Origin of the sequence: Pseudomonas syringae group sp. J248-6 (assembly GCF_032586995.1) — a bacterium.
Classification (GTDB): Bacteria; Pseudomonadota; Gammaproteobacteria; order Pseudomonadales; family Pseudomonadaceae; genus Aquipseudomonas; species Aquipseudomonas amygdali.
This window is the reverse complement of the sequence record NZ_JAWHOP010000006.1, coordinates 293,242-316,560: the sequence shown is the minus strand read 5'-3', so window position 1 is coordinate 316,560 and position 23,319 is coordinate 293,242. Positions and strand designations below refer to the sequence as shown.

The window sequence follows — 23,319 nt, the reverse complement described above, 5'->3', positions numbered from 1 at the left end:
TTTGCCAGCCCGTCCACACGCGGTCAGTGAATCAGCATGCCGCCGTTCACATCCAGCGTGATACCGGTGAGATAGGACGACAGGTCGCTGGCCAGAAACAGCGCGGCATTGGCCACGTCCTGCGCTGCGCCCAGGCGGCCCAAGGGAATGCCGTCGATGATCGCGTGGCGTCGCTCATCCTGCATCAGACCGCCGGTGATATCGGTATGAATCAGGCCGGGGGCGATGGAATTGACACGCACCTGATCAGGCCCGAATTCACGTGCCATCGCCTTGCCCAGTCCCAGCACGCCGGCTTTCGCCGCGCTGTAGTGAGGGCCACCAAAAATGCCTCCGCCGCGCTGGGCGGAAACCGACGACATGCAGACGATACTGCCCGAGGATTGGGCGCGCATGGTCGGGATCACCGCTTGCGACATGAGCAGAGTGCCGCGCAGGCTGACGTCGAGCACCTTGTCGTAATCGCCAGGGCGGATGTCCAGGGTCTTGATGGGCTGTGTGATACCCGCGTTATTCACCAGAATGTCAATGCGACCGTAGTGCGCGATGATTTTGCTGACGGCTTCGTGAACCTGTTTTTCATCGGCGACGTTGGCCGCCAGACCCAGATGACCTTCACCCAGTGCGGCAGCGGCATCGCGTGCAGCGGACTCATCCAGATCGATAATGACCACGCGTGCGCCATGGCTGGCGAACGTGACCGCAGTTGCGCGACCAATACCGCGCTCCGACGCTGCGCCGGTGATGACTGCGATTTTGCCTTGAAGAAGCATAAGGGTTACCTCTGATTATTGTTGTTGGATTCGATTCGGGTGATCGATGACTTCAGAGTGTTCCCGGTGCGGGTCCTGAGCAATGCCGCAAAAATCACTGGATGCTGAAAAAAATTCACCTCTCGTCAATCCGCTATACCAGTGGTTGAATGCATGAAACTCGAATAATCGGACACATCGGAGTGTTCATGCAGCCTGATGACGATGCACCTCTGAGCCTGCCACCGCTGAAAGCGCTTCAGGCCTTTGAACAGACTGCCCGCTTCGGCAATCTGGCCAGAGCAGCCGAGGTCCTGGACCTGACACCCTCGGCAGTCAGTCACCAACTGGCCAGACTGGAGGCTTTGATCGGACGGCAATTGTTCGTCCGGGCCGCGCGTGGTGTCACGCTCACGCCGGTCGGCGAGCAGTATCTGAAAGATGTCTCGGGGGTGTTGCACAGCCTTGCCGTCGCGACCGAACGTGCGGCAAGCGATGTCAGTCTCGATTGCTTGCGCCTGCATTCCGCGCCCAGTTTCGGGCTGCTCTGGCTGATGCCAAGGCTGGAGGCGTTTCGGGTAAGCCACCCGGATATCCAGATCAACCTGTCGTGCTCTTATGAGTCGCTGCATTTCAGCCGGGACAAGATCGATGTCGATATCCGTCATGGCAGACCAAACTGGCCGAGCTACGAAGTGCGCACCCTGCGTGACGAGAAATTCGCTGTGCTGGCGTCTCCGCAACTGCTGGCGCGTCGCCCGGTGCATAGCGCAGCGGACTTGCTCGACCGCGAATTGATTCTCTCCGAAGCCACGTTGCTCAAATGGCCTGAATGGTTTGCCCGGCATGGTCTGGCTCGCCCGGAAAAGCCTTATGCGCTGAGTTTCGACCGCTCGTACATGACGCTGGAAGCCGCCAGTCACGGCTTGGGTTTTGCGCTGGAAAGCACCTTGCTGGCGCAAAAGTATCTGGGCACTGGCGAACTGATCGAAGTTGCGCCTCAAGAATTGACTGCACCGGTTGCAGCGCATCATCTGGTCTTTCCCAAGGCCCATTCCGGCTTCCCCAGAGTCAGAAGATTTCTTGAATGGATGGAGCATGAGTTAGGGCAGGGGTTTGTGTTTTGAGCCGCCCCGCTTATGGTTAGCCTCTTTGCCAGGTGTGAGCGTGGCATAGGGCATGGGCTCATTCTCATGATGTCTGAATACGCCTCACCATGGAGATGTCATCATTTATGGAAAATAAACTGGTTTCCAGAACAGCGGTCGTTACCGGCGCGGCTCAAGGCATCGGTGCCGCCATTGCAAAACTCTTTGTGCAACAAGGCTGCTTCGTTTATGTCACGGATATTAACGACGACCTTGGTAATGCGGTTGCAAGCTCATTGGGTAGTCGCGCCTGTTTTCTGCGTCTGGATGTGCGGCGTGAAGAGGATTGGCAACGACTGGCCGCGCAGATTTCAAATCAAGGCCAAGGACATTCAGATCACGCCTGCCAAAGACGGTTTTGGCCGAAAGCTGGAGGTCGCGAAAAGCCGTAATCGGCCGGAAACAGATGCTTACTCAGAGGCTGCTTCCGGCTTGCTGTTCAAGCGGTCGAGACGGCAGATGGTTATTCTCTAACCGTGCCCCCACTATGCTCGCAAGAAGTAGAAACCTGGCCGTGCTAATCCACGAGCAAGTCTCAATTCTGTGGCCCCGGCAATACTAATGCCTTGTCACAGGTACGCTCAAATTGCAGGGGGGTTACGGTAATATGCCCAGCAAGAAGCTCGGCCGTTTCAGTACCTGCTGTATCAGCTTGTGTGTGCCTGTCCAGGCTCAACCAGTGATATTGAAGGCCGCGAGGATCATTCTCTGTGCGTACGGATACACCGCTCAAACGTCCAGATCCTTGGCGTGTCAGTTTCAATGGAAGCACGGCGGCCAAGGGGCAGCAGGGGAAATTGATGTTCAAGCAAACGTCTTTCGGCCAGTCCATACCCATGAGCTGGGCGATGACTTGTGGCGCATGATTGAGCGCGTTTTCCCAAGGTACAGCACTCCTGTCGGTAAACGACTGGCTCAACGCGATAGATGGAACCCCATACAGCAACCCCGTCATGGCGGCCCCAACCGTGCCCGAGAAAACTGTTTCGACTCCCAAATTCGCGCCTCTATTTATTCCTGACAAAATCAGATCAGGCCTGTCGTGATTGAGCAGGTGCCCTAACGCCATTGCCACACAATCCCCCGGTGTCCCGGTGACTGCAAAGCGTCTGGGGCCATGAAAGCTCATCCGCAATGGAGTGTGAAGACTCAGCGAGTGAGAAGTGCCGCTTTGATCCAGTAACGGAGCTACAACCCAAACCTCCCGTGCTATTTGAGACGCAATGCGTTCCAAAACCTTAAGCCCCGGAGCATCAATACCGTCATCATTGGTGAGAAGAATCCGCTCGAATCTCGGGTGGTCATTAGGCATCTTAATTCCCGTCATGATTTTCCGGCCGAATCTGAGAATACTGCCGTAGGCTGTTTTAGCTATGATTACATAGCTATTTTATTATAGGTATACCTTGATGGATATTTCGTTGTTTCGTGAACAGGTGACTCGACTAAGCAAACGTCTGCGTCAGGAAGCACAAAATCACCCTGAAACCTGGTCGCAAATGTTGGTCTTGAGTGCAATTGACCAAATGGACGGGACGGCGACGCCTTCGAAAATTGCAGAGGCCGAAAACATGCGGTCGTCGAACGTGGCCTCTCTGCTGCGCGACCTGCAAGCTCGTGAGCTGATTACGCGCACTCACGACACCAGTGATCTACGCCGCACATGGATAGGGTTGTCCGAAAAAGGCAGGCTGGTATTACAGACAAGCCGAGATCGACGCGATGAATGGCTGGGCAACGCGGTGGAAGCGTACCTTTCGGATAAAGAACTCAAACAACTGGAAGTTGCTGGAGCGCTGATGGAGAAGCTGGCCGGTTATAAGAAATTAAGCGATTAGCAAAAATAAGCCCCGACAGCAGGCAGCTATGGGTCGAGATTCGCCTCTCGCGCCAGCCGACTCTCGACCCGAATACGCTGCTCACGAAAAACAGAAATCGGCCAAGTGTTGCCGGTCGTAAACCATCGCTATGGTGATGCTTGACAAGATTTTCTGAGAGACTGAAATTCGACAAATACGAAAAGAGAGTGGCGCTTCAGTATCTCTTTTCCTCCTTCAATTTGAACCATGCCGCGGAACAGTATTCTGCGACCGTTGGGAGACCCGTTTGCTTAATGTTCCCAAGGATCTGATTGGTGATGACCGCCTGTCGCATGTGCTGAGTGCCAGCGAGAGGCTGACCAGTGCGGCCTCGGTTGAGGAGGTCGTCGCTGTATTGAGGGACACGGCGCGCGCTGCGGTAGGCGCGGAGGGCATTGCGGTCGTCATTGAAAATGAAGGCCGCTGTTCTTATGTAGCCGAAGATGCGGTTTCTCCCCTTTGGCAAGGACAGAGCTTCCCGATTAGCCATTGTGTATCTGGTTGGACGATGCGCCATGGTGAGACGGTTGCGATCAGTGATGTTTGGCTCGATCCACGCATCTCGCAGGACGCTTACGCGCCGACCTTTGTCCGAAGCCTCGTGATGGTGCCCGTCGGTAGACCTGTTCCGTTCTCGGCTCTTGGCGCTTACTGGTCCGATGTTCGCGATCATGATCCCGATACGATCAAACTGTTGGAAAGTCTAGCGCGACTGGCAACCATCGCAATCGAGAATGCGCGCCTGACCCAGGCACGCAATCGCGGGGCGGCACTAAGGGCCACTCAGAATCGAATCCTTGAACTGGCTGTAGAAGTGACAACCCTGAACGTTACTCTGGACGCAATCGTCCGCGAAGTGGAAGCGCTGTCAACGTCGGGATTCGTGGGGAGCATCGTGCTCCTGGATGAGGACATGGATCACGTGGAGCATTGTGCCGGCCCGAGTCTGCCTGACGCTTACACTGACGCTCTCAAAGCTATTGCTGTCGCCCCGTTCCTGGGCTACCAGAGCGCATTAATGGCAGTGGCCGACATCATGATCGACCCACGCTGGAGCGAGTTCCGCGATCTGGCCGTCGGACATGGGCTGTTCGTCTGCTGGTCAGTCCCTATCCGTTCGGCGCAGGGCGCACTGCTCGGTGCTTTCGTCCTGTACCACCGTGAGCTGCGTGAGCCGTTGCCAGAGGATGTTGAGATCATCGACTTCGTGGCTCATACGGTCGGACTGATTGTTCACCGTGCACGAACGGATTCCGCGATCCGTATCAGCGAGTCGAGGTTGCGCCTGGCCGTTGACCACGCCGATGTGGGTTTTTGGGACGTGGATTTGGTGCATGACACGCTGGTTTGGCCTTTACAAACCAAGGCGATGTTCGGCATCTCGGCTAACGTGACGGTCACGTTGCAAGATTTCTATGATGGTTTGCACCCCGAGGATCGTGATGCGACGATCGACGCCTTCCTGGCGGCCGCAGACCCAGAGCGTCGCGCGCTCTACGAGGTCGACTATCGCACGATTGGCCGAGAGGACGGCGTCGTTCGCTGGATCACGGCCAAGGGGCGCGGGGTGTTCAATGCAGCCGGTGTCTGTTTGCGCGTCACCGGCACCGCAATCGAAATCACTGCTCGCAAGGCTGCCGAGGAGGAGCTGAGAGAGCTTAACGACACCCTTGAAAGGCGAATTGTCCAGGCCATCGCCGAGCGCGAGGAGGTCCAGCAGACGCTGCGCCAGAGCCAGAAGATGGAAGCGATGGGGCAGCTTACCGGCGGCGTTGCGCATGACTTCAATAACCTGCTCACGCCCATTGTGGGCACGCTCGATCTGCTCCTGCGACGTGGCGTGGGTGGCGATCGAGAGCAACGTCTCATCTCGGGCGCGATGCAGTCGGCGGAGCGTGCCAAGACGCTGGTACAGAGACTGCTTGCCTTCGCGCGCCGTCAGCCGTTGCAGACGGTTCCGGTCGATGTGGCCAAATTGCTGAGCGATATGGGTGATCTGGTGGCCAGAACGGCCGGGCCGAAAATCAAGGTGGTCGTCGATGCTCCAGAGAATCTGCCTGCTGCCATTGCCGATCAAAACCAGCTGGAGATGGCTGTTCTCAATCTCTCCGTGAACGCGCGTGACGCGATGACCGCAGGCGGCACCCTGTGCATATCTGCCGGCACGGTGCTGGTGGGCGATGGGCATCGTTCGAAGCTGCCGAAAGGCGAATACCTCTGTTTAACTGTCGCAGACACGGGCACTGGCATGGACGCTGCCACGCTTGGCCGAGCGGTGGAGCCATTCTTCTCCACAAAGGGTGTCGGCAAAGGGACTGGTCTGGGTCTTTCGATGGTGCATGGGCTGGCATCACAATTAAACGGTGCTCTCACGATTCAGAGTTCGCCAGGTTCCGGGACGAAAGTGGAGCTGTGGTTGCCGCGCAGCATGACCGTGCCAGCAGCGGCTTTGCACATTGTCGAGGCGTCAGAGCCGCAATTGACGCGCGGGATCGCGCTGCTGGTCGACGATGAGGAACTGGTACGGGCAAGCACCTGTTACATGCTGGCCGAGCTGGGTTACCGCGTGATCGAGGCCGGGTCAGGTGAAGAGGCCATGCAACTGATAGCCAACGGGCAGGCATTTGATCTGCTGATCACTGACCACCTCATGCCGGGTATCAACGGGACCGATCTGGCCCGAGTGGTCCGCTCCTCAAGGCCTGGAACCGCGATCCTGCTGGTCTCCGGATATGCCGAACGTGAGGGCCTTGATCCGGATCTTCCGCGGCTCACAAAGCCGTTTCGCAAAAGCGAACTTGCAGCATGCCTTGCCCCGCTTCACGGCAAGGGCGGCGGCCCCGCGCCAGAAGCTTATGGCTTGGCACCCTGACCTTCGCCAGAGTATGGGGTGAAGGCCATCGTTCCTGTCAGCTTGGATTTGGCAGTCAATGATGCGCCGTTCATCACAGGCTATGCCTCCAAACCTCCTTCGCCTGTGAAAATTTTTATGGTTGGCCGCTAGCGCTTATATCAGCTCTTCAAACGGCCAGCCGATGCGCCTGCCAAGCACCACCGTCCTCGCCTTGCGAGCCTGTCGACAGCAGCTGCTTTTCCGGCGCACTAAACATCGAGTGCAGGTTCTTTTCGATGGTGTTGCACAAGTCTTCCATGCGAATCCGGTGCTGACTGCTGCCGAAGGGCGCTTGCAGGTCGGTGCCGATACGGTCCATTGCCAGCAGCATGCAGCCGACCACCGTGGATATCGCCGGGGTGAACCAGCCCAGGGTGGTCACCATGCTCAGTGGCATGATGACGCAGAACAGGGTGCTGAACAGCCTCGGAAAATAGATGTACGGGTAGGGCAAGGGTGTGTTGGCGATGCGTTCCATGCCGCCTTGGCAGTTGGACAGTTCGACCATGGTCGACTCCAGTCTCGCCAGACGAATGCTGTCGATGCGTCCCGCTGCAAACTCTTCGGAGATGATGGCTGCCGAGCCGTTCAGAATGTCATTGGGAAAGTTATTGCTGTCAGAGGCTCGACGAATTTCGGCGTTCGACAACAGACCGTCGAGCCTTGCGGTGCCGACATCGCCTTTGAGATGGGCCCGCAGTGCCCGCAGGTAGGCCACGTGGCGATGAAACAGCACTTCTTTCACCGGGTTGTTGCGATCATCGGTATTACCCTCAATCAGGGTAATCACCTGGCGGCCATAGCTGCGTGAGCTATTGACCATCGCGCCCCATAACGTGCGCGCTTCCCACCAGCGGTTGTAGGCGCTTGTGTTGCGAAAGCTGATCAGCACGATCAGTGCCGAGCAAAGCAGCGTGAGAGGCATCAGCGGGAAATCGATGCCCTTGCCTTCTATCAGCATGACATCCATGGTCACGGCCAGGTCCCAGAGCAGAAGCCAGAACAGCGACCAGCCAACGTAGGTGACCGTTCGGCTGATACACCGCCATTTTTTTTCGAAAAGCCCCGTCATTACGGCACTCCCTTGCTGGGTTGGAAGAAGGCTGTATATGTTCAGTGAACACGTTATGCCGCGAACTTACGCCGCTCGCCTTAAAGCCCGCTTAATTTCCGGGTGCGTAATTTTCAACACGGTTTGCTGTGCTGTTTCGGCTGGTGCCTTTGAATTCGGCATGCACAGGTCATGCACTGGAACCGTCAACGGATCCGGGACCACACAGCCTTTGTCGATCCTGTTCAACTGGCGGGTAGCCGGACGTTTCGCTGTTTCTGGCGTTGTTTGATCGACACTTCGTTGCATTGCTTTCACGCAAATACTCGTTCCGGACAAGCCCGCCTCAGCGCTTTGCTGTTCAAACTCCGTAGACCGAGAGGGAATTTCCATGCACATCAACCGATCCGCCCAACAACCGCCTGGTATTGAGATAGAGAGCTTTCGAACCGCGTCTGACGCGTCTCTTGCTTCCAGTTCTGTGCGGTCCGTCAACTCCGGTGCGCAGGACAATCTGCATGCGATCACTGATTACCTGAAGGATCATGTGTTCGCTGCACACAAATTGCCGTTGACCGGCTCATTGGACGACCACGCTGCCATTCATGCTCATAACGAGCAGATCGATGCGCTGATCGATGCGCGCGCCAGGCGGTTGAGTGAGCAGGGCGAAACCCGTGCAAGCATCGGAGAAACATTTGCCAAGGCGGAAAAGTTCGACCGATTGGCGACGACGGCATCAAGCGCGTTACGGGCCACGCCATTTGCCGCTGCTTCGGTGCTTCAGTACATGCAGCCAGCGATTAACAAGGGCGATTGGCTACCTGCGCCACTCAAGCCGCTAACCCCGTTCATTTCCGGGGCGCTGTCGGGGGTGATGGACCAGGTGGGCACCAAGATGATGGATCGTGCGACAGGTGATCTGCATTACCTGAGCACCTCGCCGGACAGGCTCCATGATGCGATGGCTGCCTCTGTGAAGCGCCACTCGCCAGGGCTTGGCAGGCAGGTTGTGGACATGGGGATTGCGGTGCAGACGTACTCGGCGCGCAACGCAGTGCGTACGGTGTTGGCTCCGGCACTGGCGTCCAGACCGGCAGTCCAGAGTGCTGTCGACATCAGCGTGTCGACGGCGGGTGGTCTGGCTGCCAACGCAGGCTTTGGCAACCGCATGCTCAGTGTGCAGTCGCGCGATCACCTGCGCGGTGGTGCATTCGTGCTCGGCCTGAAGGATAAACAGCCCAAGGCTGACCTGAATGACGAAACTGACTGGCTCGATGCTTACAACGCGATCAAGTCAGCCAGCTACTCAGGTGCGGCGCTTAACGCTGGCAAGCGGATGGCCGGTCTGCCACTGGACATCGCGACTGACGGGCTCAAGGCGGTGAGAAGTCTGGTCTCGGCAACCAGTCTGGTACAAAACGGGGTTGCCTTGGCGGGCGGTTTCGCAGGGGTAGGCAAGTTGCAGGAGATGGCGACGAAAAACATCTCCCATCCGGCGACCAGTGCTGCGGTCAGTCAGTTGACCAACCTGGCGGGTTCGGCAGGCGTTTTCGCAGGCTGGACCACCGCTGCACTGGCGACTGACCCTGCGGTTAAAAAAGCCGAGTCGTTCATACAGGACACGGTGAAGTCGACTGCGTCCAGTACGACAGGCTATGTTGCCGACCAGACCGTGAAACTGGCAAAAACCGTCAAAGACAAAGGCGGGGAAGCGCTCGTCAATACCGGTGCCAGCTTGCGCAACACGGTCAATAACCTGCGTCATCGTCCCGCGCGTGAAGCGGATATTGAAGAGGGTGGTATTGCGGCTTCTCCAAGTGAAACACCGTTTCAGCCTGGATGGTCGTAAGCAAACTGTAAGTTGCAATTAGACGGTAAAAAGGGGCGGGCTCAACGAGTGAGGCCACCCCTTTTTTCCAGCTGTCCGGTTGGGATTCAAAGCGCTGTGTGTTGGGTCGAGGCCTTGGTTTTATCATAGGCATGTTTGACATCGGTCATGGCGATGTTGCTGGTCTCCAGCTTCAGGTCTTCGCTGTCGCTTTTTACCAGTGCGAACTTGCCGTGATTAGCGTCTACACCGTCCAGCTTGATATTCATGTCATCAAACTGCTTTTCACCATTGGTGCGAACCAGCGTTCCGAAATTGTTGGCTTCGAAACCAGTGATGTTCAAATGAGTGTTCGCGTTAAGTTGGACAACCTTATCGTCTGCGTTTTCAGCACTGCTGTTTTTGATTTGCAGATTGGTCACCTTTGCGCCTCCCTCGCCCTTGACAGTGATCATGTCCTCCCCGACGTTTTCGGCGTGCACGTTATCAATGGTGACTTGCTGGGCGCTTTTGGCTACCACATGTATGCCATCCACCTCGTTCTCGCCCAGATTCGCGTTTTTCAAGGTGGCGCCTTCTGCCAGTTCGAACAAAGGCTTCTGGTTTTCGCTCTGGTCTCCGTTACCCATCGACTTGTCGGCGGTGAAGGTTGCGCCATGTGCGTCATAGACTGTGTTGGCAGCGACTTTGATGGTGTCTTTCACCACAATGACCTTGCCGGCCTGGTCGTTGGCGCCCGCTGTATCCGAAACCGGACCCGTGCCTGAGGTATGGTTGGGGTTGGCCAGTTGCGGTGTTACGCCATCATCGTTCTCGCTGCTGCCTTCGACAGAAGGCGTGTTGCCACCTGTTGCAGTGGGTGCAGGGCTATCGCCGCCGTCACCGCCTGTTGCAGTCGGCGTATCGCCACCGCCATCACCTGTTGCGGTGGGGGTATCGCCGCTGCCATCACCCGTTGCGGCTAGCGTACTGCCGTCACCGCTGTCACCGCTATCGGTTGAAGGCGTACCGAGCCCGCCATTGTTCTGAAAAGGGTCCTGCCACTCGCTCGAGTCCTGATCTGTGTCCTGTTTTTTATTAAGGTTCATGAGCATCTGCAGCAGTGAAACAATCAATGCACTGAACAGCTTGATGAGGTTGGACTCGGGGTTGGCTGTGTTGTTGGCATCCTGTGGGCTCTGCACGCTGTTGTCGGGTTGCCCGAAACTGACGTTTTTCTGTGCGGCGCTGTTGAACAGCATGGCGCCAGCGTCTACGGCCTGCGGTGTGTTCTCATCGTGGAAGGTGTTTGTCTGCGGGCTTTTTTCACTCAGCGCCGAGAAGTCCAGCGCGGCTGGCGCGGGTTGGTAGGGCGTGGGGGTGATACCGATGCTCATGATGTTTTACCTCGATGGGGTGGACATATGAACCAGCGTCGTCTTCCGGATTTACCAGCGTCGGTCGCCGCGTCCCTGTCAGTTCTATAGGTCGACGAGGAATTCGCCAGATGTTGCTCGAAGTGAGTGGCAAAGCGAGGTGAGCGGTTCCCGTTTCGCCGCTATCGATGGCGATGTTTTCAAGACGCCATCCCTTGTGCGCTTGACGAGCGCAAGGAACCAAAACGCCTTTACCTTCGACTCAGTGCGAACACACCGGCAGAAAAACGGTGTGGCTTTATATCGCACTCAGAGGCCGTGAAATGACCAATAATGACCCGTACCACACCCTGATAAACGAAATCTGCGCGCTCAGCCTTATTTCCACGCCTGAACGTTTTTACGAATCTGCCAATTTCAAAATCAGCGAAGTGGACTTCACACTTCAGTATCAGGATCGCGATGAGGGCCGTGCTGTTCTGATTTACGGCGACATGGGAGCGTTGCCGACACGCAATCGTGACGCTGTATTGCTGGCGTTGATGGACATCAATTTTCATATGTTCTCGGGCGCCCATAGCCCGGTTTTCTCTTGGAATGCTCAGACCAGCCGGGTGCTGCTTATGGGGTCCGTGAGCCTGGAGCGAGCCTCTGCCGAAGGCGTGCTGCTGTTGATGAAGTCGTTCGCTGATCTGGCGAACGAGTGGCGCGAGCACGGGTTCATCGGGCAGGCCGCAACGGCAGGTGCTTCGGCTGAGCAGCCTGTTGCCACGGCAGCCAAACGCGAGAGCCTGTCGGCCTCAGGGAGGTTTCAATGAACACTCCGCGAATCGGTGGATCGGGCGGCATCGAGCTCGCCCGGATAAACCAGCAGCCCGATGCTATTCCCGCCCAGACCGCTCACCCGAATGCAGTGACGCCAGGCATGAATCCGCCGCTGACTCCCAATCAGGCAGGGCCGCACGCAGCAGAAAGCTCGGCTGCCGGTGCCGCGCGGCTGAATGTTGCGGCGCGACACACGCAGCTTTTACAAGCCTTCAAGGCTGAGCCTGCGACGGCTCCGGTCAGCGGCGCGCCGATGATCAGCTCGCGTGCCGCGTTATTGATTGGCAGCTTGCTGCAGGCTGAAAAGCTGCCTTTTGAAGTCATGGCCGAGCGTCTCTCTCCTGAGCGCTATCAACTGAAGCAGTTTCATGGTTCGGACTTGCAACAACTGCTGGACAAGTTTACCCAGCCGGGTCAGGCCCCCGACAAAGCCGAAGTCGGTCAACTGATCAAGGGCTTCGCACAATCGGTCGCCGATCAACTGGAGCACTTTCAGTTGATGCACGACGCTACGCCAACCAAGACAGGCCCGCATGCCAACGAGGATCGGGCGACTCTTGCCGTCAGTCAGGCCGCTCTTGGCGAGTACGCCGGTCGTGCTAGCAAGGCAATCGGCGAAGAGCTGAGCAAAAGCATCGTGTCGCTGGATGAGCACATCGCTGCAGTGGATGTGAGCTTGCAAAGTGCCGAAGAGGGCGACAAGGAAGCTTTGCACGCTAACAGGCAGGCGCTGGTTGATGCCAAAACCACTCTGGTCGGCCTGCACGCCGATTTCGTCAAATCGCCAGAGGCCAAACGCCTTGCTTCGGTCGCCGCACATACACAATTGGACACCGTCGTCAGTGATCTTGTCACTGCCCGCAACTCGGTTGGCGGCTGGAAAGGTGCCGGGCCGATTGTTGCGGCTGCGGTTCCGCAGTTCCTGTCGTCAATGACGCACCTGGGTTACGTGCGTTTGTCCACCAGTGACAAGCTGCGAGAGGAGGTGCCTGAGACCAGCAGCGACGCCAGCATGCTCAAGGCGGCAATAACCGGAATGGTCGCGGGCATTGCTCACGAGACAGTTAATAGCGTAGTGAAACCGGTGTTTCAGGCTGCCTTGCAGAAGACTGGCCTGAACGAGCGCTTGAACATGGTGCCACTCAAGGCTATCGATACCAATTCGGTGATTCCTGACCCCTTCGAACTGAAAAGCGAGCACGGTGAACTGATCAGGAAAACGCCCGATGAACTCGCTCAGGACAAGGCATTCGTCAAGGGCGAACGCGCGGTGCTGAACCAGAAGAAGGTCCAGGGTTCGTCCACCCATCCGGTGGGTGAACTGATGGCTTACAGTGCCTTTGGTGGTTCTCAGGCTGTGCGCCAGATGCTCAACGATTTACACCAGATCAATGGCCAGACGCTGAGCGCAAGAGCCCTGGCATCCGGCTTTGGCGGGGCGGTGTCTGCCAGTTCGCAAACGCTTTTGCAGTTGAAGTCGACGTATGTCGATCCCGCAGGGCGCAAAATTCCGGTATTCACGCCAGACCGAGCCGAGACAGAGTTGAAAAAGGATCTGGCCAAAGGCATGGACCTGCGCGAAGCGTCGGTACGTACCACGTTCTATAGCAAGGCAATATCGGGTATTCAGAGCTCGGCGCTGACCTCGGCACTGCCGCCAGTGACAGCCCAGCCCGAAGGCGCGCGCGGTACGCTCAGTGCGGGGAATATCCTGCGCAACATGGCTCTGGCCGCAACGGGCTCGATTTCCTACTTGTCCACGCTGTACGCCAACCAGTCTGTCACCGCCGAAGCCAAGGCGCTGAAGGATGCGGGCATGGGCGGCGCAACGCCGATGCTGGATCGTACCGAAACAGCCTTGAACAACATCCGCCATCCGAACAGGGCATCGCTGCCACATACCTCCCAGCCGGGCACATTGAGCGGCATTCCAAGGGCTATGGAAAACGCTTATCACATGGGCCGAGGCGCGTTGCAGCTGCCAACCCAGATGGCTGTGGACACGGTTCGAGTGTTGGCAGACGGTGTGCTGAACGGCGTGTCGTCAGCACGCGCTGCGCTTACGCCAGCAAAACCGCCTGAAGCTCGCGGGTCCGTCGACGAGCCCCGGAACGCGGCCCCAACGTCGCCAACCAGCCCCACAGTGCAGCGGCCGGCACCTTCCGTTCCGCTTGACGACGAGCAGTTGCGGGCGCTGGAAGAAGGCTTGCTCGCTCCGCGCTGATTCCAACGCCGGGCACAGTCCGTACCTGTCTGCTGTCCGGCTGATTCAGACTGCTTTAACTTTAAAGGACTATAACGATGAGAAACCCGACACCCGATTTCGCCCGCTTCATTAACGCTCTGAGCGTCCAGCTCGGTACATCATTGGCCTTGCAGAATGGCGTATGCGCCCTTTACGACGGCCAGAACAACGAAGCGGCGATCATCGAGTTGCCCGAGCACAGCGAAATGGTCGTCTTTCATTGCAGTGTAGGCCGTTGTCCGGAGCGTTCCACTGATCTGCAGCGCCTGTTGAGCCTGAACTTCGACGTCGCCCGTTTGCACGGTTGCTGGTTTGCTGTCGATCAGGGCGATGTACGTCTATGCGCCCAGCGTGAACTGGCATCGCTCGATGAACCGGCGTTCTGCGATGTGACTCGCGGCTTCATTTCCCAGGCACGCGAGGCTCGCGCATTTCTGGCTTGAATAAAAAAAGCGCCGCGTAAAGGCGGCGCTTTTTTCACTGTTTGCGTTTTCAGCTTTTCAGTTCAAACCCTTCTTGCTTCAACTTGCTCGCCGCTTCCTTGAGCGACGCCGAAGGCCGCGACAACTCGCCGTCAAAGGTGTAACCAATCGGTTTGTCCTGGTCTGCGCCATAAATGAAGTTGATGCGCCCCAGCGTTTTAGTGACACTCATATTCGCTCCGCTGTTATAGCTGACCAGGGGTGTTGGTGAGGTGAAGTTTTCAGCCTGAGTCGCGGTGTGGAATACCACCAGGCGCTTGATGCGCATCTGGCTGCGGTCCCCCAGAAGGTCGGAGAGGTCGCTTTGGGTCATGGTGCCGTCCAGGCTACCTTCGTCGATTTTATCGACCAGTGAGTCCTTCGGTTCCAGCCGTACGCGCGCCAGTGTCCCGATGCTGCCCTCCATGTCCTTGAGCATGGCGCGGAGTTTCGGGTCCTGGCGCATGAATTCGGCAACCCTGGCTGCATTGCCGGGGGCGCTCGCTTCACGCACTGAGCCCATGATTTTGGTGAGTATGCTTTCACTGCTCAGGCCGGAGAGGTTGGTTTTGCTGGTCTCAAAACGTGCGTTATCCATCACGCTGTGCTTATTGACTGATGCCCGATGCTCGACCGCCCCGCGTTTCAGGCCACGAAGCGCTTTGTACTGCTTGTCGTTCTGCCATTGAGTGTCGGCAAACAGTTCTTCAAGGCCGTCGAGGTGCGCCTGAATAACCTCATCCGGTTTCTTGCCTGCGTAACGCGCATTCAGCGGGTCGGCCAGTTCGGCCAGTTTTGCTTTGGTCGTGCTGTCCTTGAATGCCTCGCCGAGGCTTTTAGACAGCTTGCCCAAACCTTCGGTGGTTATCGGCTTGGCGACGTTATAGCGAAACTTGACCCGTTTGACAGTCCTGTTCTCTACGCTGAAATTGACCGCTACTCCCAGATTGTTGGCGGCTGACTGTGAAGCGGGCGTCGGTCCCGGCGCGGAGGCGGGTGTGCCTGTGGGGGCGGTGTGGGTGCCGCCGATCTGACCGCGAAGCTGCCCGCCAAGCGTTGCGTTGTTGAGAAAGCGCGGGCGGTTCTTGCCGCCTTCGCGCAACTCGGTCTTGTCGTTTTTCTGGGTCAACGAGTAATCGGTGTAGGTCATCAGGTTAACGGTGATGTTCGCCGCGAATCCGCCGCGCACCACCGCAGAGAACGAATCGCTATTGGGATCGGCATCCGGGTCTCTGTCTTCGGTCAGGTTTATCCCCGCGCGTAGATCGGCAGTTCCGCCCGCCGTGAGGTCGAAGTTGAATCGCCGAGCCTGGTAGGTCTCATGGTCGACGGCCTTTTTAAGCACCTGCAAGGGGTTCAGCTTGCCTTCAAACAGGTCGTCGACAAATGCGTCGATGTCTTCATCCGGAACGTTGAAGACCACGCCGGCACGTTGGCTGGCGGCGACGGTGGCTGTCACGTCCACGCCCAGGCGAAAGTTGGGGGTCAACGTGCGGTTGTTACCGACGTCGACACTACGAGCAGGATGGTTTTCGTCAAAAAAGCCCGGCCAGTAGTCTTTGCCGGCACCGAAGCCACCGCTTACGTTTCCCGCACCTTCGCTGATCAGGTAAAGCGTAACGCCGCCCTCGCAACGCTCGGCATTGAGTATGTAGTTACGGTTACCGGTAGTACCTGCCGTTGGCCATAGTCCTGTGGCCTTGTCGGCAAGAATGATGAACGGGGTGGTAAGGTTCAGTCCGTAACTGCGCTGCAGCCCGATTTCGTCGTCGCCATGCTCCAGTTGCTTGAGCATGCTTTTGAATTTTCCGGCCAGCTCCGCCTGGTCCTTGCTGCCTGTGGCTGCGCGCATATTGACGCTAACCGCATGGTCAGCTTTTTTGAACGACTTGAGGAATGTCTTGACCGCTTCGTAACCGCTTTCCAGCGCTTTGTTATCGGTAAAGCCCATGTCTGTAACCACCTTGACCGGGTTTTCGCCGTAAGTCACATCACGCAGCGTCGCCAGTTTGTTTTGTAACGGGTCTATGTCGGCTTGCGGCGGTAGCTGTTCGACCTCGTCGAGCAGCGCGCCGAGGCTTTTCAGCGTGACCAGATCCAGCGCCAGACGCGCTTTACTCAGGCCATGCTCCTCACTGGCATCGCGGCGCTGCCCCAAGGGTACGTCGGCTTTCTGGTGGCTGAGTTTCAGCCCTTGATACTTCAGCGTGCCGAGTAACTTTTTGGTGGGGTTTTCAGCAGACGGAGCAACTTGAGTCAAGGCGTCCTGAAGCTCTTTGACCAGGTCATGTCCAGAGCTTTTAAAGTTGAGCTTTGTGCCCAGCTCAGCGAGTTTCTTGCCGAACTGGGTGCGCACCGACGGCTTGGCTAACTCACCGTGCTGGTTGAGAATGCCGTCTTGTTGCCTGAGGTTTTTCACCTTGCCATAGCTTTGGCCGATAGACATCAGCGCCGTGTAGCTGTGATTTTCCAGCTCTTCGCGCAGGGTTTCCAGTTCCTTGACCAGCGTAGCGCCTTGAGGCCCCAGTTTTGATTCCAGTGCGGCAATGCGCGCTTTCAAATCCTTGCCCGGGGCTGGCGGCCTGCCGCCGGACTCATTGATCAGCTCCAACTGCTTGAACAGCATGGACTCGGTTTTATATACCTCATTCAGACCCAGGCGACCGTGGTGGCGATGTTGAATGTTGTTGCCAACGTTCTTCATCCAGCGGGGCACTTCTGCGGTGTTTTTGTAGACGTTGGCGCGCATGAACTCGCGGGTGCTGGCTTTTTTGGATTTCTCCATACCGCTGCGCCCGAATGCATTGATGTCCATTCTGAGCGTCAGCCCGGTTTTTGGAATTCGCCAGGTCTTGTTCGATCCCGTGATTCGCGAGTGCACATCATTCAAACCGTTTTCTTCTACCGGGCGCTGCTCGAAAGCTTGCCATTTGCCTGCACTGAGCCGCATCAGACCCTGGCCCTCGGCGTCTTCGACCTGGGCGCTGAGCACGTTGTCGTCATTGGCGAAAAGTGCCTTGACCGGCTGACCTCCGGGTAGGGCAACCGGCGTCCAGCGGGCGCGCATCTGATCCCCCAGCTTTGTCGATTGCCAGGCTTCCCTGGGCAGGCAATAAAGCCCGCCGGTACTGGTGAGCGCATGAAGGTTGTGTTTTTCATCCAGAGCAAGGCTCTTGATATCGCCTTCCAGGCCGGAGATATCGAGAGTGACGGGTTTGTGATCCTTGCTGTGGGCGGTCAGCTTGTTCTGGTCATCGAGGGCGACGAAGCGTTTGTTGCTGACCATTGCAAAGGCTGTGATCACCCGGTCGTCGAGCCCTTCGATTTCCTTGCCCATCTCGACTGTTGTCGAGCGCGCGGTCTGGGCCAGCGCCGTGTTGTGGTCAAAGGCCATGTTGGGGTGTTCAGGAGTCACCTTGAGCGCGTGCAGCTTGCCGCCCTTGAGCGCATAGGCGTTGCTGTCGGCACCGCGTTGCAGGCGGTCAATATCTTTTATACCGGCGTCTTTCCAGCATTCGGGCGTCGCGTCCCAGCGCTGAATGCGTCCTTCGCTCAGGCCAACCAGACCCGCACGATCGAGGTTGAGCCGGTCAGCGGCGGTGGGGGGCGGGGGCATGGTCAGCCCGCGATTGTTGCTCAGTACCAGAGCATTGGTCATGTTCCAGCCGCTTTCCAGTTTTGAACTCTGCTCATCGAGTGCGTGAGAGTGAATCTCGCCCTGGCGGTTTTTGATCAATGCATGCACACGGCCGTCATCCCCGTTGATGAATCCGGTGACGCTGTCGTGGCCACCCAGCGGCAGGCCTGCCAATTGAAAGTTTGCCTGATCGGGCATCAGCTTCAATTGCGGGTCATTGCTTTCAAATGCGCTCCGGTCCGCGCTGTAAAGTCTGCCTTGGGTGTCTGCTATGAACAGCTTGTTGTCGCTCAGGCCGACCGCAGCCGCTTGCGCCTTGCCGCCGTCGAGTTCAAGCGCTTTGGTTTTCTTCTCGGTCAGATCGCCAATCACCGGGCTCATGTCTGTGAGCAGGATCGCCTGGGTCTCTTTGCCGCTGAGCAATGTCGCTCTGTTGTCCGGTGCCACCGAAAATGACTGCAGATCCTTGACTTCGACGTGCGGCATGAAAGGGCTCGTGAGGTCGACTACCACATCGTCGCTTTTCGCATAGACCGAGCCGTTGCCGCCTGCGGCCAGACTGTTGAAAGCGATGTCCTCCGTGCCTTCAGGCGCTTTCCAGCGAGCACTGATCGGGTCGAACTGATAGAGCCGGTCTTCATGCACTCGCATACGCTCGCCGTCGTGCCTGAGAAGCACACCGGTAATGTGAGCGATGTGCGCCTTGCCGGGTAACTCTTGAGTCTTTCGCCCGCTCGCGGTGTCGACGTGAATGTTGCCGTCTTCACGCTCCAGTTTCACCGCTGGCGGTTTCTTTCCTTCTATATGCAGTGCTTCTTTGCTGCTGCGGATCAAGGCTAGCGAACTGTCGTCCTGCGCCAGGTGCAGCAGGTGCCCGTTGGCCTGTAGCAACTGGTGGCCGTGCACGCCGTCTTTGCTTTGATGGGCCAGGTAGGTTTGCCTGGGGGTGGCGAGAATGGAATCCAGCAGTGGGGCCAGGCCGGAAGTATTGAACGTGGAGAAGTCAGGCTTTCCCTTGGCGTCCAGTTGAATGCTGCCTTGTGGCTCTGAGTTGCGAACCAGTTTTTCGTCTTTCAGCTCGAAACGGCCTCCGTTGCTGCGCGTCATCATCGATTGCCGAGAACTCTGGAGCGTTGCCGGCTCGTCCGGGTCTTGGGCTTTGGTGCCGGAAGTGCTGGCGCCGCTATGCCCCGCACGCGTCACTGGCTGGCGCGTATCGTCCAGGTCATCAAGACTATTGCTCGATAACTGAGATACAGGCGCTTTATCTTTGGCTGTCTTCGCATTTGAAGTGGGCTGTGAAGGCTTGACGTTTTTTACGGTGAGAGGCGTGGCCGCTTTCTGCTGCGGTGCCTTGGATTTCTGGAACAGTTTGCTGACGTTCTTCAGCGCTCGCTTGCCGACACTGCTCAGTGAGTGCGAGGAGCGTTGCTTGGGTTGTTCGGTTTTTTGCTGTAGATCAGCTGCAGCGTTCGTGTTTGCCGAGACTGGCGGCTGAATGATGCTTCCGGTGTTGCGGTGGATCGATGATGAATGCACGGTGAATCTCCCTGTCCATTTGCCACTGATGGCAGCCTGATGCAAAGCGTGAAAATTCCTTCATCGGCTGAGTGGCAAGAGATGGTGGAGGGTTCCATCGCAAATACTTATGGCTGAAATGATTCAGCCCAGCGCCTTGCAGCGCTGATATCGGTTTCAAAGGGAACCGTAACGGTGAACGTGCCACGTAGGATGGACACGTTCAGGACATTCCCCCCATGCCCGCCGTTGCCTCCTTCGTATCGAGCCCCCGCTTGCTGGCTCGCGCTGTTCAAATCGCTGTCCTCGCCCTGGGCTCGCTGTGTGTGGGTTGTCAGTCTGTGGACTATTCAGCACCACGGCAGGAACGCAATCCGCGGCTGGTTACGGGCCTGGTCTACTGGGGGGGAGATGATCAGGAAGGTGCGCGGGCGGCAGAGAAAATTTCCGATTTGCCCGTGTATAACGGCGAGGACGTGTGGCAGCGCGTTGCGCAACGCAGCAGGCTGGCGGATGGCCTGGGTATGAATGAGCGTATCGCTCGCCAGCGCGACTGGCTGCTGAGCAATCGTGGCTTTATCAGTGGGGCAAGTGTCCGGGCCAGCCCCTATCTGCATTTTATTGTCGAGCGCCTGGACGAGCGCAATATGCCGCTGGAGCTGGCACTGTTGCCAATGATCGAAAGCTCCTACAACCCGATGGCCAATTCACCGGCCGCTGCGGCGGGCCTTTGGCAATTCATGCCTTCTACCGGGCGCAGCTTCAATCTGTATCAAAGCGCTACGTATGACGCGCGCCGTGACGTGGTGGCATCCAGCAGGGCGGCGATGGATTACCTGACCCGCCTGCATGATCAGTTCAATAATGACTGGCTGCTGGCATTGGCGGCCTACAACTCGGGCGAAGGCACTGTCGGCCGGGCGATCGAGGCCAATCGGCGACGCGGACTGCCTGTTGATTACTGGCACCTGAATTTGCCCAGGGAAACCCTGGATTACGTGCCCAGGCTGCTGGCGCTCTCGCTGATCGTGCGCAACGCCGCTACCTACGGTGTAAAACTCACCCCGGTGGCCAATACACCATATTTCGACGTGGTCGAACTCAACCATGCCGTAGACCTGACCCAGCTTGCGGCCACTGCGGGCGTGGATGAGGGGCAGTTGCTGAGACTCAACTCGGCGTTTCTGCGCAAAAAAACGCCGGATGGACCGGGGCGGTTGCTGCTGCCCAAGACTCAGAAGCAAGTGCTGACAGCCGGTATCGCGCGAATTACCGGAGAATCGCCTGTAACCAGGAGCGCCCCTCAGCGCGTTGATAAGCCTGTGGTCGAGCACTTGGCATTACCCCGGACGCCGCAGCCGGTGCGTGTGGTCGAGCGAACGCCGGTGCCCAGGCCCGTGCAGGCGGTGGAGGTGGCTGAACGGGCACCTGTGCCCAAGCCCGTGGAACCCATGCAGGTGGCAGAGCAGGCTTCTGCGCCGCAAACACCACCCTTGGTACCGGCTGTCGAGCATAAAGAGCCGCCGATGACCCTGCGGACACCGGCAAGGGAGGCATTATCGGTGCCTAGCGTGGTACAAGCCGGGCGCTACGTGGATGACCGCTCGTCGCCTCGCAGACGTGATGATATCGAGGATCGTACGGGCCCGCGCGAGCTGCCAAGCGGCCCGCGTATCGTGGTCTATGCCAGCGGTTCACGCTAATAACCTGCGGTTTTAAAGCCGGATGCCTAGCAAAATCACCTGAAAAATGCCCTTTTTTGGTGCTTTTTCTTGTTGGCGTTTCGGTGTGACTCGCCGTTAAGACGCTATATTTCAACGCTGATACGTCCTTTTTTTTGTTCTCGTTCGTGGCAGGTAGCCATAAACTTTTTACGCTCGCCGACTATTTTTGCTGAACTTTTGTAAAGTTTTGTAAGCTAGTGCTTACACACATTTAGAAACATTCTTCCGTGATGACGAGGTATCACCGTTGGTTATGGTCACTACCTTTGGCGCAGCGACAGCTTGCGATTGGCGGATTGTCCTACACTGAATCCTTTCAGTTAACTATCCCTTCCCTCCAATTTTGAGTCTACGCGCAACGAAATCCACTCGTTCGGATAGCCGAATGGCTGGGTGGCAAAAAGCTATCTCGTTTCGAGCCCGAAAACCGGGAGAATTTTGTAACCCTACATGCCGAGGGTGAGCAGCGTTCGGAAAACCGAATGAATGAAAACCTGTGAGTAACGCTGTTCAGCGTTACGTGTAACGTCTTCCGTTTCCAATCAGTAAGTTAAGTTTCAATGTCGAACTTTTTGTTTTGGTTCGGTAGTTGGGTAACTTAATTTTCCTTGAGGGGGGACTGGTTAAGTGTGTGTTTCCCGTTTTTATTTCTTTCAGCCCGTTATTAGTTGAGCCCTTTCATGTGGCCTGTAACGGTACGTTGGTTTTTTATAAGTCGAGTCACTTTGCTGCACGGTTTTTTCTAATAATAAACCGTGTGATTACATGGTTTTTTGCCCGGGTCCAAGACGGGGCAGTCGGACGAACGGCCCGCACGCCGGGGGTTTTAAGATTTTTTTGAACGGTAAGCGCTTGATCGGAATGGAATATCGATAGATTAAACTAATCATCCCAACAGTCTGGCTCTATGCGGGTGTTGCTCGTCATATGACGATATTACTATGATAATAATTCTCAACTTTGTGAGCTTTTTCTCATTTCATGGGGAACTAAATTACTATATGTGTGCCTTGTAAGACGTGGTATTAATAGTCCGCTTGCCACCCACAGTGAGAGTGATCGATGAGCACAGACATTGATAAGGACGTCCGAGAGTGTTGGGACGTAACTGCATTATCCGCTGGTCATCAAATTGCAATGAACAGCGCATTTCTGGATATGGACTTGCTGCTGTGCGGGGAAACCGGGACGGGTAAAGACACCCTGGCCAATCGCGTTCATGAGCTGTCCAGCAGGTCCGGGCCCTTTGTCGGCATGAACTGCGCTGCCATCCCCGAATCGTTGGCAGAAAGCCAGTTGTTCGGTGTCGTCAACGGCGCATTTACCGGTGTCTGCCGCGCTCGCGAGGGCTACATCGAGGCGTCCAGCGGCGGCACGCTTTACCTCGATGAAATCGACAGCATGCCGCTCAGCCTCCAGGCCAAGCTGCTTCGCGTGCTGGAGAGCCGGGGAGTCGAGCGGCTGGGCTCGACCGAATTCATTCCACTGGACCTGCGCGTGATTGCTTCCGCCCAGCGCCCTCTGGATGAACTGGTGGAACAAGGACTTTTTCGTCGCGACCTGTTTTTTCGGCTCAACGTGCTGACGCTCCACTTGCCAGCCTTGCGCAAACGTCGCGAACAGATCCTGCCATTGTTCGACCAGTTCACCCAGGAGATTGCCGCTGAGTTCCAACGTCCCGTTCCTGCACTGGATAACGGGCGTGTGCAGATCCTGCTCAGCCATGACTGGCCGGGCAACGTGCGCGAACTGAAATCCGCGGCCAAGCGGTTTGTGTTGGGGTTCCCGCTGCTGGGGGCCGAACCGATGGATGCTCGCGATCCGGTGACAGGTCTGCGCATGCAGATGCGCGTGATCGAAAAGATGCTTATTCAGGATGCGTTGAAGCGGCATCGACACAATGTCGACGCCGTGCTTCAGGAGCTCGAACTGCCTAGACGTACGCTTTACCACCGTATGAAGGAGCTGGGAGTTGCTGCATAGATCGCAGCAACGGCTGGAGTCCAAAAAGCTGATGTCT

At 57.1% G+C, this 23,319-nt stretch carries 14 protein-coding genes and 1 pseudogene; 10 read left to right on the top strand and 5 right to left on the bottom strand.

Features of this window, described 5'->3' with window-relative positions; translation table 11 throughout:
- Positions 1-23 precede the first annotated feature (23 nt).
- On the bottom strand, positions 24-773 hold the full coding sequence (locus RYC17_RS11370; protein WP_058399568.1) for an SDR family NAD(P)-dependent oxidoreductase: 750 nt from the start codon (positions 771-773) through the stop codon (positions 24-26).
- 188 nt (positions 774-961) lie between these two features.
- Here RYC17_RS11370 and RYC17_RS11365 point away from each other — a divergent pair, with 188 nt between their 5' ends.
- Complete coding sequence (locus RYC17_RS11365; protein WP_005735171.1) at positions 962-1,879, top strand: LysR substrate-binding domain-containing protein; 918 nt, start codon at positions 962-964, stop codon at positions 1,877-1,879.
- A 107-nt stretch (positions 1,880-1,986) separates the two neighbouring features.
- A pseudogene (locus RYC17_RS11360) lies at positions 1,987-2,226 on the top strand (SDR family NAD(P)-dependent oxidoreductase); the annotation flags it as partial.
- 209 nt (positions 2,227-2,435) lie between these two features.
- Here RYC17_RS11360 and surE read toward each other — a convergent pair.
- The gene (gene surE / locus RYC17_RS11355; protein ID WP_058399786.1) at positions 2,436-3,212 is read right to left on the bottom strand and encodes a 5'/3'-nucleotidase SurE; all 777 of its coding nucleotides are present in this window, start codon (positions 3,210-3,212) and stop codon (positions 2,436-2,438) included.
- Between the two features lie 97 nt (positions 3,213-3,309).
- On the opposite strand from surE, the gene RYC17_RS11350 reads away from it, so the two are divergent.
- Positions 3,310-3,738, top strand: coding sequence for a MarR family winged helix-turn-helix transcriptional regulator (locus RYC17_RS11350; protein ID WP_005735168.1), 429 nt, complete (start codon positions 3,310-3,312; stop codon positions 3,736-3,738).
- Between the two features lie 268 nt (positions 3,739-4,006).
- Positions 4,007-6,631 carry an ATP-binding protein gene (locus RYC17_RS11345; RefSeq protein ID WP_227447877.1) on the top strand — a complete coding sequence of 875 codons (2,625 nt, stop codon included), beginning with the start codon at positions 4,007-4,009 and terminating at the stop codon, positions 6,629-6,631.
- 148 nt (positions 6,632-6,779) lie between these two features.
- On the opposite strand, the gene RYC17_RS11340 is transcribed toward RYC17_RS11345, so the two are convergent.
- Positions 6,780-7,724 (bottom strand): bestrophin family protein, encoded by a 945-nt coding sequence (locus RYC17_RS11340; protein ID WP_058399572.1) that lies wholly within the window; start codon positions 7,722-7,724, stop codon positions 6,780-6,782.
- Between the two features lie 460 nt (positions 7,725-8,184).
- Between RYC17_RS11340 and RYC17_RS11335 the strand changes: the two genes are divergently transcribed.
- A complete protein-coding gene (locus RYC17_RS11335; RefSeq protein ID WP_058407461.1) occupies positions 8,185-9,555 on the top strand; it encodes a hypothetical protein in 1,371 nt (456 codons plus the stop codon).
- An 86-nt stretch (positions 9,556-9,641) separates the two neighbouring features.
- Here the strand turns inward: RYC17_RS11335 and RYC17_RS11330 are convergent, their stop codons facing one another.
- Positions 9,642-10,910, bottom strand: a complete 1,269-nt coding sequence (locus RYC17_RS11330; protein WP_316903086.1) for a pectate lyase — start codon at positions 10,908-10,910, stop codon at positions 9,642-9,644.
- 302 nt (positions 10,911-11,212) lie between these two features.
- Here RYC17_RS11330 and RYC17_RS11325 point away from each other — a divergent pair, with 302 nt between their 5' ends.
- From RYC17_RS11325 to RYC17_RS11315, 3 genes are all read left to right on the top strand, one after another.
- Positions 11,213-11,707 carry a CesT family type III secretion system chaperone gene (locus tag RYC17_RS11325; protein ID WP_058399574.1) on the top strand — a complete coding sequence of 165 codons (495 nt, stop codon included), beginning with the start codon at positions 11,213-11,215 and terminating at the stop codon, positions 11,705-11,707.
- Positions 11,704-13,938: a restriction endonuclease gene (locus RYC17_RS11320; protein ID WP_316903084.1), complete on the top strand. Its 2,235-nt coding sequence runs from the start codon at positions 11,704-11,706 to the stop codon at positions 13,936-13,938. The genes RYC17_RS11325 and RYC17_RS11320 overlap by 4 nt, the downstream gene beginning before the upstream one ends.
- Before the next feature lie 77 nt (positions 13,939-14,015).
- Positions 14,016-14,402, top strand: a complete 387-nt coding sequence (locus RYC17_RS11315) for a type III secretion system chaperone (RefSeq protein ID WP_316887651.1) — start codon at positions 14,016-14,018, stop codon at positions 14,400-14,402.
- 49 nt (positions 14,403-14,451) lie between these two features.
- Here RYC17_RS11315 and RYC17_RS11310 read toward each other — a convergent pair whose 3' ends face one another.
- A complete protein-coding gene (locus tag RYC17_RS11310) occupies positions 14,452-19,596 on the bottom strand; it encodes an AvrE-family type 3 secretion system effector (protein WP_316903082.1) in 5,145 nt (1,714 codons plus the stop codon).
- A gap of 218 nt (positions 19,597-19,814) precedes the next feature.
- Between RYC17_RS11310 and RYC17_RS11305 the strand changes: the two genes are divergently transcribed.
- Entirely contained in the window at positions 19,815-21,278 is a 1,464-nt protein-coding gene (locus RYC17_RS11305; protein ID WP_316903080.1) for a transglycosylase SLT domain-containing protein, read from the top strand.
- Between the two features lie 1,083 nt (positions 21,279-22,361).
- Complete coding sequence (locus RYC17_RS11300) at positions 22,362-23,282, top strand: sigma 54-interacting transcriptional regulator (protein ID WP_058407442.1); 921 nt, start codon at positions 22,362-22,364, stop codon at positions 23,280-23,282.
- Positions 23,283-23,319 lie beyond the last annotated feature (37 nt).

Excerpts from the sequence above, each read along its gene's own strand:
- RYC17_RS11370 (WP_058399568.1), bottom strand. The coding sequence starts at position 773 with ATGCTTCTTCAAGGCAAAATCGCAGTCATCACCGGCGCAGCGTCGGAG.
- RYC17_RS11315 (WP_316887651.1), top strand. The coding sequence starts at position 14,016 with ATGAGAAACCCGACACCCGATTTCGCCCGCTTCATTAACGCTCTGAGC.
- RYC17_RS11325 (WP_058399574.1), top strand. The coding sequence starts at position 11,213 with ATGACCAATAATGACCCGTACCACACCCTGATAAACGAAATCTGCGCG.
- RYC17_RS11350 (WP_005735168.1), top strand. The coding sequence starts at position 3,310 with ATGGATATTTCGTTGTTTCGTGAACAGGTGACTCGACTAAGCAAACGT.
- RYC17_RS11340 (WP_058399572.1), bottom strand. The coding sequence starts at position 7,724 with ATGACGGGGCTTTTCGAAAAAAAATGGCGGTGTATCAGCCGAACGGTC.
- RYC17_RS11365 (WP_005735171.1), top strand. The coding sequence starts at position 962 with ATGCAGCCTGATGACGATGCACCTCTGAGCCTGCCACCGCTGAAAGCG.
- RYC17_RS11300 (WP_058407442.1), top strand. The coding sequence starts at position 22,362 with ATGAGCACAGACATTGATAAGGACGTCCGAGAGTGTTGGGACGTAACT.
- RYC17_RS11330 (WP_316903086.1), bottom strand. The coding sequence starts at position 10,910 with ATGAGCATCGGTATCACCCCCACGCCCTACCAACCCGCGCCAGCCGCG.
- RYC17_RS11305 (WP_316903080.1), top strand. The coding sequence starts at position 19,815 with ATGCCCGCCGTTGCCTCCTTCGTATCGAGCCCCCGCTTGCTGGCTCGC.
- RYC17_RS11320 (WP_316903084.1), top strand. The coding sequence starts at position 11,704 with ATGAACACTCCGCGAATCGGTGGATCGGGCGGCATCGAGCTCGCCCGG.
- surE (WP_058399786.1), bottom strand. The coding sequence starts at position 3,212 with ATGCCTAATGACCACCCGAGATTCGAGCGGATTCTTCTCACCAATGAT.